Here is a 10,281-nt window from a genome sequence, read left to right as displayed (position 1 = left end):
AGGGTGGGTCCCCCCGCCGCGGGGGGGCCCTCGACCGCCCCGGGGGCCCCCGCGGGGCCCCCACCCGGGGGGCGCGGCCCGGGTCCCCCCCCCGCGGGGGGGGGGGGGCCCGGCGCCGTTTCGCGTCGGAGGGCGGACGCGGCGCGGGGGCGCGGGCGGCCGGTGCGGGTCAGGCGCGCTCGGCGCCGGTGACCAGCCAGCGGCCGGTGCGGGCGCGCAGCGCGAGGGTGACCAGCCGGGTGGCCATCATGAGCCCGGCCATCGCCCACCACAGGGTGGTGACCCCGCCGCCCAGGGTGGGGACCAGCAGGGCGGCGGGGGCGAAGACGGCGAGGGTGAGCAGCATGGCGGCGGCCAGGTACGGGCCGTCTCCGGCCCCCATCAGGACGCCGTCCAGGACGAAGACGACGCCGGACAGCGGCTGGGTGACGGCGATGATGAGCAGGACGGGCAGCAGCCGGTCGTGCACGTCGGTGTCGCCGGTGAACAGCGGCATGGTGAGCGGGCCGGCGACGGCGACCAGGGCGCCGAGGACCAGGCCGGAGACGATGCCCCAGCCGACCATGCGGCGGCAGATCGCCCGGGCCCCGGCGGCGTCGCCCGCGCCGAGGTAGCGGCCGATGATGGCCTGGCCCGCGATGGCGATGGCGTCCAGGGCGAAGGCGAGCAGCATCCAGATGGTGAGCGCGATCTGGTGGGCGGCCACATCGGCGTCGCCGAGGCGGGTGGCGACGAGGGTGGCGAGCAGGGAGATGGCGCGCAGCGAGAGGGTGCGGACCAGGAGCGGGGCGCCGGCCCTGGCGCCGGCCCGGATGCCGGCCGGGTCGGGGCGCAGGGAGACGGCGTGGCGGCGGGCGCCGCGCAGGACGGTGCGCAGATAGACGGCGGCCATGCCGTACTGGGCGATGACCGTGCCCCAGGCGGATCCGGCGATGCCCCAGCCGAGTCCGTAGATGAACAGGCCGTTGAGCGCGATGTTGGCGGTGAAGCCGCCGATGGCGACGTAGAGCGGGGTGCGGGTGTCCTGGAGGCCGCGCAGCACGCCGGTGGCGGCGAGCACGATGAGCATGGCGGGGATGCCGAGGATGCTGATCCGCAGATAAGTGGTGGCGTGCGGGGCGGCGGTGGGGGAGGCGCCGAAGGCGTCGATGAGGGCGGCGGCGGTGGGGAGGCCGAGCAGGACGACGGCCAGGCCGAGGAGGACGGCGAGCCAGATGCCGTGGACGCCCTGGCGGAGGGCCGCGGGCAGGTCGCCTGCGCCGACGCGGCGGGCGACGGCGCCGGTGGTGGCGTAGGCGAGGAAGACGAAGACGTTGACGGCGGTGGTGAGCAGGGCGGCGGCGATGCCGAGGCCGGCCAGCTGGGAGGTGCCGAGATGGCCGACCATGGCGCTGTCGGCGAGGAGGAAGAGCGGCTCGGCGACGAGGGCGCCGAAGGCGGGGAGGGCGAGGGTGAGAATCTCGCGGTCGTGGCGGCGGTGGGTGGCGGTGCTCTGCGAGGACACGAGGAGATCCAAACATCCACAGGTAATAGACGCAATGGATTTGTGATCCTTACCTCGATCCCCTTGCGGTGTGATGGTCTGCGGTCGTTGTCGTGAGCCCGGCGAGTGAACGAGCGTTCTCGTCATCGCGGGTGTGCGGAGGGTGAAAGCCCAGGTCGGAGCGGGTGCGAAGTGGATCATGAACGGGCGTCACCCGGACCCCGCAACGCCTTGTCCACAGCGAGTCCCGTCTTATCCACAGGATGCGATCTGAAATCCACATAGCCTGTGGATAACTTGTCCGCTCCACCCCTCCCCCGGCTGTCCGCGGCGGCGCCCGACTGCCGTAGCGTAGGTCCGCGCCGGGCGCGGACGATACGGATCCGTGCCGCGCACAAGGTCCGGGAGGAGGCGGGGTTCGATGGCCGAGTACGAGCAGGGGGAACCCCCCTGGGACGACGCGGCACCCGGGGAGGGCCCCCCACAGGTGCCCCAGGCCCGCGGCGGCTCGCGCCAGGGGCCGGACGACGAACCGCCCCCCGCCGGCTTCGAGCGGGTCCCCCCGCAGGACGTCCGCGCCGAACAGTCCGTCCTCGGCGGCATGCTGCTGTCCAAGGACGCCATCGCCGACGTGGTCGAGACCCTGCGCGGCGCGGACTTCTACAAGCCCGCCCACGAGACCATCTACGCCGCGATCCTCGACCTCTACGCCAGGGGCGAGCCCGCCGACCCCATCACCGTCGCCAACGAACTGACCAAGCGCGGCGAACTCGCCAAGGTCGGCGGCGCCGGCTACGTGCACTCGATCGTGCAGATGGTGCCCACCGCGGCCAACGCGCTGTACTACGCCGAGATCGTCCACGACAAGGCGGTCCTGCGCCGCCTGGTCCAGGCCGGCACCCGCATCACCCAGATGGGGTACGCGGCGGACGGCGACGTGGACGACATCGTCAACACGGCGCAGGCCGAGGTGTACCAGGTCACCGAGCAGCGCACTTCCGAGGACTACCTGCCGCTCAGCGACATCATGGAGGGCGCCCTCGACGAGATCGAGGCGATCGGCGCCCGCAGCGGCGAGATGACCGGCGTCCCCACCGGCTTCACCGACCTGGACGCCCTCACCAACGGCCTGCACCCCGGCCAGATGATCGTCATCGCCGCCCGCCCGGCCATGGGCAAGGCCCTCGCCCTCGACACACCGCTGCCCACCCCGTCCGGCTGGACCACCATGGGCGAGGTCCGCCCCGGCGACCTGCTGCTCGACGCCGCCGGCAAGCCGACCCGGGTGGTGGAGGCGACCGACGTACTGACGGGACGGCCCTGCTACGAGGTGACCTTCGACGACGGCACCACGGTCGTCGCCGACGCCGACCACCAGTGGCTCACGGACACCCGTGCCTCGCGCAGGTCCGAGCGGACCCCCGCGGCCGTCAGAACCACCAAGGAGATCGCCGAGACGCTGTACTGCGCCACGGCCGACGGCCGCCACAACCACACGGTGCGGAACGCGGCCCCGCTCGACCTCCCCCGCCGAGACCTGCCCGTCCCCCCGTACGTCCTGGGCGCCTGGCTCGGCGATGGGCACAGCGGGGCGGCCCGGATCACCTCGGTGGACCCGGAGGTCATCGAGCGCGTCGCCGACGCCGGCTTCGAGGTACGCAGGGTGGGGACATCGGTCACCTACGCCGTCCGGTACGCGGTCCCCGCCGCCGATCCACGGCCCGCCGCGCGGCCGTGTGTGGTGTGCGGCACGTCCTTCGTGCCCCGGCTCGCCCATGTGCGGACCTGCGGACGGTCCTGTGGCGGCAAGGCGCGCTTCGTTTCCCCGCCCCGGCCCCACACGGCGTGCGCCGACTGCGGCGAGATCTGCTTCTCCGCCTCGTCCGTGCCGCGCTGCTCCTCCTGCTCCAGGAGCCACGGCAGTCTCCTCGTCCGGCTGAGGGAACTGGGCGTCCTGGGGAACAAGCACATCCCGCAGGAGTACCTGCGGGCCTCCGTGGCCCAGCGCAGGGAACTTCTGGCCGGGCTGCTGGACACGGACGGCACGGTGACGACCACCGGCTCCGTCCAGTTCGCCGTCACCAACAGGGCCCTGGCCGAAGGCTTCCGGGAACTGGTCGTGGGGCTCGGTTACCGCTGCGGCATGGCGAGGAAGCCGGTGCGCGGGCGTTCGGAGCGCTCGTCCACCGCGTACGTCATCACCTTCACCCCGGCCGACGACGTGTTCGCCCTGAAGCGCAAGCGGCGCGTGCACGAGGAGCGCAGGCGCCCGGGGACGGCCAAGCTGCGGCAGCGGGTGATCACCGGCGTCCGCGAGATCCCGAGCGTGCCGGTTCGCTGCGTCCAGGTCGACAACCCCGACCATCTGTACCTGGCCACCCGCTCCATGGTGCCCACGCACAACTCGACACTCGCTCTGGACTTCGCCCGGGCCTGCTCCATCAAGCACAAGCTGCCCAGCGTCATCTTCTCGCTGGAGATGGGGCGCAACGAGATCGCCATGCGTCTGCTGTCCGCCGAAGCGCGGGTGGCGCTCCACCACATGCGCTCCGGCAGCATGACCGACGAGGACTGGACGCGGGTGGCGCGCCAGATGACGGAGGTCAACGACGCGCCGCTGTACATCGACGACTCGCCGAACCTGTCGATGATGGAGATCCGCGCCAAGTGCCGGCGGCTCAAGCAGCGCAACGATCTGCGGCTGGTCGTCATCGACTACCTCCAGCTGATGCAGTCGGGCGGCAGCCGCCGCCCGGAGAGCCGGCAGCAGGAGGTCTCGGAGATGTCCCGGAACCTGAAGCTGCTGGCCAAGGAGCTGGAGGTGCCGGTGATCGCGCTCTCCCAGCTCAACCGTGGCCCCGAGCAGCGCACCGACAAGAAGCCGATGGTCTCCGACCTGCGCGAATCGGGTTCCATCGAACAGGACGCCGACATGGTGATCCTGCTGCACCGGGAGGACGCCTACGAGAAGGAGTCCCCCCGGGCCGGCGAGGCGGACCTGATCGTGGCCAAGCACCGTAACGGTCCCACCGCCACGATCACGGTCGCCTTCCAGGGGCACTACTCGCGCTTCGTCAACATGGAGGGCGGCTTCTGAGCGGCGCCGCCCTCCCGGTGCGCCTCCCACGCGGCGTCGATCTCCTGGAGCAGCCGCTGCTGTGACCGGCTGCCGACCAGCCGCAGTACGGGTTCTCCGGCGTCGAAGAGGATCAGGGTCGGCAAGGAGAGCACCCCGTAGGCCGCGGGGGTGGCCGGGTGGTGGTCGGCGTCCAGCTGGACGACGGTGAGCCGGTCCGCCCGTTCCGCGGCGATCGCGCCGAGCACCGGGCCCAGCTGGTGGCAGGGCGGGCACCAGTCGGCGGTGAACTTCACCAGCACCGGCCGGTCGGCCGCCAGGACCTCCGCCGCGAAGGTGTCGTCCGTGATGTCGGGTACGCCCGGGGTGTGCATCGTGGTCAGCCTCTCAGGTGGCATCGGGGTTCGGGCCCGGTCGGCCGCTGCTGGGCCTCGGCCCGCAGCAGCTGGGCGCCCAGCTGCTCGCGTACGTCGCGCAGCCGGTCGAGGAGCGCGTCGAGTTCGGCGAGCTTGGCGCGGTACACCGCGAGCGAGGCGGGGCAGTCGTCGCCGCTGGAGTGCCCGGCGCGCAGGCAGTCGAGGAACGGGCGGGTCTCCTCCAGGCCGAAACCGAAGTCCTGGAGGACGCGGATCTGTTCCACCAGCCGCAGGTCGGCGTCCCCGTACACCCGGTAGCCGTTGCCGGACCGGCGGGCCGGGAGCAGCCCGCGGGATTCGTAGTACCGCAGGGTGCGGGTGCTGACCCCCGCTCGTGCGGCGAGTTCGCTGATGCGCATGGCGGCGACGCTAGACCTTGACGCCGGGGTCAGGGCAAGGACGTGGGCCGGGTTGACCTTCAGGCCGGTCGAAAGCCCAGCGACGTTCGTGCGGCCGGCCGGGTTCTCTCCGTCGTTGCACGCAAGTGGGCGTGGGAGGAACTGCGAGGTGGCGGCGGTCCGGAGGCGATCGCGGACGGGTTGCGGCGGACGGGTGGGGTGGGGCCGCGGGGGTGGGCGGGGGTCAGGTGAGTCCGCCGGTGGCGCGGATGTTCTGGCCGGTGATCCAGCGGCCGTCGGGTCCGGCGAGGAAGGCGATGACGTCGGCGACGTCGGCGGGGGTGCCCAGGCGCCGCAGCGGGGTGAGGGTGATGACGTGGTCCAGGGCCTCGGGCGGGTTGGCGGCGCGCAGCATGTCGGTGTCGGTGGCGCCCGGGGAGACGGTGTTGACGGTGATTCCGCGGGGGCCGAGTTCCTGGGCGGCGACGGCGGTGAGGAGTTCGAGGGCGGCTTTGCTGGCGGCGTAGGGGGCGATGTGGGGGACGGGGCGGAGGGTGTTGAGGGTGGAGACGCTGATGATCCGTCCGCCGTCGGGCATGTGGCGGGCGGCGTGGCGCAGGGTGTGGAAGACGGCGGTGGTGTTGACGGCCAGGGTCGCCTCGAAGGTGGCGTCGTCGGTCTCGGCGAGCGGGGTGGGGGCGGGGGAGAGCGCGGCGTTGTTGACGATGATGTCGGGGGTGCTGTGGCGCTGGGCGGCCTGGTCGAGGAGGGCTTCGGCGGCGTGCGGGGCGGTGAGGTCGAGGCGGATGCCGTAGGCGCTGCCCGGGGCGCCGGAGCGTTCGACGGCGGCCACGGTTTCGGCGGCGGCGGTCTCGCTGTGGGCGTAGTTGAAGACGACCCGGGCGCCGTCCCGGGCGAGGCGTTCCACGACGGCCCGGCCGATACCGCGTGAGCCGCCGGTGACGACGGCGGTCTTTCCCTGGAGGGTTGCCATGGGCGGCACTGTAGTGCGGGCGCGGTCGTGGGGGAGGGAGTCGTGCGGCCGGGATGTCGGGGGCGGCCGGGGGCGGGTGGGGGTGTGTCACAGTGGCGCGGTGTACCGCGAGCAGGAGGTGTGGAGCGCCGGGGCGGCTTCGGGTCTTGTGCTGCCCGACGGCTGCATGGATCTGATCTGGTCGGAGCGCGCCGGGCTGCTGGTGGCGGGCCCCGACACCCGGGGGCGGTGGGTGGATCCGGGGGTGGCGTCGGGGCGGGCGACGGGGCTGCGGTTCGCGCCGGGGCGGGGGCCGGTGGTGTTCGGGGTGCCGGCGTGGGAGCTGAGGGATCGCCTGGTGCCGTTGGGGGAGGTGTGGCCGGAGCGGGCGGTGCGGGAGCTGGCGGAGCGGGTGGCCGGTGCGGGGGATCCGGGTGCGGTGCTGGCCCGGGTGGCGGCGCGCCGGGTGGCGGCGGTGGGGCCGCCGGAGCCGTGGCGGGCGTGGGCGGCGCGGGCGCTGGGGCGGGGGTGTCCGGTGGCGGAGGTGGCGCGGGAGCTGGCGCTGAGCGAACGGCAGTTGCGCAGGCGCTGTCATGAGGCGTTCGGGTACGGGCCGAAGACGCTGGCGCGGGTGCTGCGGATGCGGCGGGCGCTGGGCTGGGCGCGGGCCGGGGTGCCCGCGGCCGAGGTGGCGGTGCGGGCGGGGTACGCCGACCAGGCCCATCTCTCGCGTGAGGTGAAGGACCTGGCCGGGGTGCGGTTGTCGGCGCTGCCGGCGGTGGGCGGGCCGGTCAGCTGAGGGGTGCGAAGAGGTCCACGTGGTTGCCGTCCGGGTCCAGGACGACGGCGTAGCGCTGGCCCCAGGGTGCGTCCCAGGGCGGGTTGGCGCCGGGGTGGCCGGCTGCGGTGAGGTCGGCGTAGAGGCGGTCGACCTCGGCCGGGTCGTCGCAGCGGAAGGCGATGGCGATGCGGTGGCCGCCGCGGGGCGGGGTCCAGTCGGGCTGGAACGAGGTGATGGTGGCGACGGTGTCCCAGGCGAGGCGCAGCCCGCCGGGGAGCCGGGCCTCGACGTGCGGGGTGTCCGGGGCGGTGTCGGGGATGTCGAGGCCGAGGCGCCGGTAGAAGGCGAGGGAGGCGGCGAGGTCGCCGGTGATCAGTCCGATGAGGTCGAAGCGTGGTGCCATGCGGGCAGGTTAGGCGGCCGGCGGGGCGGGGGTCTTGAAGGAAACGGACGGGGTGGGGCGGGCGCGGCCGGTCGTATTGTCCACAGAAAGCGGGCGGTTGTGGATAACTTTCCGCGGCTGTCAGTGCCCGGTTCTACGGTCTCAGGCATGACCGCATCCCCCGACTCCGCTGCCCCCGCCACCTCCGCTCCGTCCGTCTCCCCTCCCGGGCCCGGCGGCGCGGCGGGCCGCGAGCGGCTGCCCGGGGTGTTCCGGCTGTGGCTTGCCGGGGCGCTGGTGTCGATGCTGGGCACCAGCGTGATGTGGTTCGCGCTGGGGTGGTCGGCGTCGGCGCACGGTGGCCTGGCGGCGGGGCTGGTGCTGACGGCCGTCAATCTGCCGCGTTTCGCCCTGCTGCTGGTCGGGGGCGCGGTGGGGGACCGGGTGGGTCCCTGGCGGGTGATGGTGGCGGGGGACCTCGCCATGGTGGTGGTGTCCCTCGGGACCGCGGTCGCGGCTTGGCGGTTCGGGGCTCCGCTGTGGCTGCTGCTGGTGGCCGGGTTGCTGATCGGGGTGGTGGACGCGTTCTCTCTGCCGGCCTCGGGATCGATGCCGCGGCGGCTGGTGGGCGCGGCGGTGCTGCCCCGGGCGATCGCGCTGCGGCAGACGGGGGTGCAGCTGACGATGTTCGCGGGCGGCGCGCTGGGCGGGGTGCTGATGGCCCGGGCCGGGCTGAGCGGGGTGGCGCTCCTGCAGGTGGGGACGTTCTCGTTGATGCTCGTGGTGCTGGTGGGGATACGGCGCCGGTTCGCGGGGGAGCGGCCCGCGCCCTCGGGCGGCTCGGTGGGGCGGGACATCGGGGACGGGCTGCGGCTGGCATGGCGGACCCGGCTGCTGCGGGTGTCGCTGGCCGTGACGGCGGTGGCGGCGGGGTGTCTGCTGCCGGTGGTGTCCCTGCTGGTGCCGTTGCTCGCGCGGGAGCGCGGGTGGAGCGCGGAGTTGGCGGGGGTGGTCGTCGGGTCGCAGGCGCTGGGGATCGTGGCGGTGTCCCTGGTGGTGCTGTGGCGCGGCGGTGCCGGACGGCCGGGGATCGCGGCGGCGGTGGGGCTGCTGGTGGCCGCGGGGTCGATGGCGGCGCTCGCGGTGGCGCCGGTGCCGGGCGTGGTGGTGGCCGCCGCGCTGGGCGTGGGGGCGGGGAACGGGCTGTTCGGCGCGCATGTGGCGCCGTTGCTGCTGACGGCGGCGCCGCCGTCCCATCTCTCCCGGGTGCAGGCGATCGTGACGATGGTGCAGAGCGGTGCGCTGCTGACGATGAACCCGCTGCTGGGCGCGGCGGCGGAGCACATACCGGTGGCGGCGGTGCTGGCCGGCTGCGCCCTGGTGGTGGCGGGCACGGCCGCCTGCGCCCTGGCGTCGGAGCCGTTCCGCACGGTCCGCCGCCCGGGGGCGCCGGGCTAGGCAGCGCGGCGGCACGGCGCTGATCCGGGGCGGGTTCCGCCCGGGCGCCGCGGTCGGCTGAGGGCCGGGCCGCCGTGCCGCACCGGTTCCGGTGGGGCCGCGCTGCCGGGGCGCGGACGGGTGCCGGGCCGGTACGTCGGCGCCGGGGCGGGTGGGGCCGGGCGGCGCGTTATGCCTTGGACGGGGCGTCGGCCGGTACGCCGGCCACCGGGTCGGCCGGGGTGCGCAGGGCGTCGACCAGGGGGGCCAGTTCGGGGTGGGTTCCGGCCTCGGTCAGGGCGCGGTCGAGGGCGGCGTCGTTGGTGGGCCGGGCCTGTTCCAGCAGGGCGCGGCCGGTGTCGGTGACGTCCGTGTAGATGCCCCGGCGGTCGTCCGCGCACAGGTAGCGGGTGAGCAGGCCCCGGTCCTCCAGGCGGTTGACCAGCCGGGTGGTGGCGCTCTGGCTGAGGACGACGGCCTCGGCCAGCTCGTTCATCCGGAAGTGGCCGCCGGTGCCGTCGTGCTGCTGGACGAGCACGTTGAGGACGGAGTACTCCCGCACGCTCAGCCCGTGGGCGGCCTGGAGGGCGCGTTCGACGGTGGTCTCGATGCGCCCGTGCAGGGCGGAGAGGGCGCACCAGCGCTGGCTCAGGGTCTGGTCGGGGCGCGTCATCGTGCCTCTCCTTCCGCTGCTGTTGCGGTTCCCAGGTTAGCGCAGGCCCGCAATAGACGGCGTTTGCATATATCCAGCGCGTGCAATTATTGTCCAGGCGGGTAAGACCTGTGTGCAAGTAATCCGAGGAGGCCGTCCATGCCGCTCGCACTGCTCGCCCTGGCCATCGGTGCCTTCGGCATCGGGGCCACCGAATTCGTGATCATGGGGCTGCTGCCCGAGGTCGCCGGCACCTTCGGGGTGTCCATCCCGACCGCGGGACACCTCGCCACCGGCTACGCGCTGGGCGTGGTGGTCGGGGCGCCGGTGCTGGCCGTCGCCGGGGCGCGGATCTCGCGCAAACGGATGCTGATGGCCCTGATGGGGCTGTTCATCGCGGGCAACGCGCTGTCCGCCGCCGCGCCCGTCTTCGCCGTGATGCTGGCCGGGCGGATCGTCGCCTCTCTCGCGCACGGTGCGTTCTTCGGCATCGGTGCGATCGTGGCAGCCTCCCTGGTGGCGCCGCACCGGCGGGCCGGGGCCATCTCCGTGATGTTCACCGGGCTCACGGTCGCCAACGTGGTCGGCGTCCCGCTGGGTACCTGGCTCGGGCAGCAGGTCAGCTGGCGGGCCACCTTCGCGGTGATCGCCGGAATCGGCGTCCTCGCCCTCGCCGGCGTGGCCGCTCTGGTGCCGCACGGCGCCAGGACCCCGGACACCGGCGCCGCCGCGCCGCCCCGGAC

At 74.0% G+C, this 10,281-nt stretch carries 10 protein-coding genes; 4 read left to right on the top strand and 6 right to left on the bottom strand.

Features of this window, described 5'->3' with window-relative positions; all coding sequences use genetic code 11:
• Window positions 1-169 precede the first annotated feature (169 nt).
• Window positions 170-1,504 (bottom strand): MATE family efflux transporter, encoded by a 1,335-nt coding sequence (locus ACFV5N_RS10515; RefSeq protein ID WP_385596862.1) that lies wholly within the window; start codon window positions 1,502-1,504, stop codon window positions 170-172.
• Between the two features lie 400 nt (window positions 1,505-1,904).
• Here ACFV5N_RS10515 and dnaB point away from each other — a divergent pair, with 400 nt between their 5' ends.
• On the top strand, window positions 1,905-4,580 hold the full coding sequence (gene dnaB / locus ACFV5N_RS10510) for a replicative DNA helicase (RefSeq protein WP_385596860.1): 2,676 nt from the start codon (window positions 1,905-1,907) through the stop codon (window positions 4,578-4,580).
• Here the strand turns inward: dnaB and ACFV5N_RS10505 are convergent.
• The 3 genes from ACFV5N_RS10505 to ACFV5N_RS10495 all read right to left on the bottom strand — a co-directional run bounded on the left by ACFV5N_RS10505 (window position 4,544) and on the right by ACFV5N_RS10495 (window position 6,307).
• On the bottom strand, window positions 4,544-4,933 hold the full coding sequence (locus ACFV5N_RS10505; RefSeq protein WP_385596857.1) for a thioredoxin family protein: 390 nt from the start codon (window positions 4,931-4,933) through the stop codon (window positions 4,544-4,546). The genes dnaB and ACFV5N_RS10505 overlap by 37 nt on opposite strands.
• A 5-nt stretch (window positions 4,934-4,938) precedes the next feature.
• On the bottom strand, window positions 4,939-5,334 hold the full coding sequence (locus tag ACFV5N_RS10500) for a MerR family transcriptional regulator (protein ID WP_385596854.1): 396 nt from the start codon (window positions 5,332-5,334) through the stop codon (window positions 4,939-4,941).
• Between the two features lie 223 nt (window positions 5,335-5,557).
• Entirely contained in the window at window positions 5,558-6,307 is a 750-nt protein-coding gene (locus ACFV5N_RS10495) for an SDR family NAD(P)-dependent oxidoreductase (RefSeq protein ID WP_385596851.1), read from the bottom strand.
• Between the two features lie 100 nt (window positions 6,308-6,407).
• On the opposite strand from ACFV5N_RS10495, the gene ACFV5N_RS10490 reads away from it, so the two are divergent.
• A complete protein-coding gene (locus ACFV5N_RS10490; RefSeq protein ID WP_385596848.1) occupies window positions 6,408-7,085 on the top strand; it encodes a helix-turn-helix domain-containing protein in 678 nt (225 codons plus the stop codon).
• Here the strand turns inward: ACFV5N_RS10490 and ACFV5N_RS10485 are convergent.
• Window positions 7,078-7,470: a VOC family protein gene (locus ACFV5N_RS10485; RefSeq protein WP_385596845.1), complete on the bottom strand. Its 393-nt coding sequence runs from the start codon at window positions 7,468-7,470 to the stop codon at window positions 7,078-7,080. The two genes, ACFV5N_RS10490 and ACFV5N_RS10485, sit on opposite strands and share 8 nt — an antisense overlap.
• 147 nt (window positions 7,471-7,617) lie before the next feature.
• Here ACFV5N_RS10485 and ACFV5N_RS10480 point away from each other — a divergent pair, with 147 nt between their 5' ends.
• Window positions 7,618-8,907, top strand: coding sequence for an MFS transporter (locus ACFV5N_RS10480; protein ID WP_385596843.1), 1,290 nt, complete (start codon window positions 7,618-7,620; stop codon window positions 8,905-8,907).
• Between the two features lie 169 nt (window positions 8,908-9,076).
• Here ACFV5N_RS10480 and ACFV5N_RS10475 read toward each other — a convergent pair whose 3' ends face one another.
• Entirely contained in the window at window positions 9,077-9,559 is a 483-nt protein-coding gene (locus tag ACFV5N_RS10475) for a MarR family winged helix-turn-helix transcriptional regulator (RefSeq protein ID WP_385596840.1), read from the bottom strand.
• A 138-nt stretch (window positions 9,560-9,697) separates the two neighbouring features.
• Between ACFV5N_RS10475 and ACFV5N_RS10470 the strand changes: the two genes are divergently transcribed.
• Window positions 9,698-10,281: MFS transporter (locus tag ACFV5N_RS10470; RefSeq protein WP_385596838.1), on the top strand; the 584-nt coding region annotated here is incomplete at its 3' end.

The organism is Streptomyces sp. NPDC059853 (genome assembly GCF_042731495.1).
Classification (GTDB): domain Bacteria; phylum Actinomycetota; class Actinomycetes; order Streptomycetales; family Streptomycetaceae; genus Streptomyces.
This window is presented reverse-complemented; position numbering and strand designations above follow the sequence as displayed.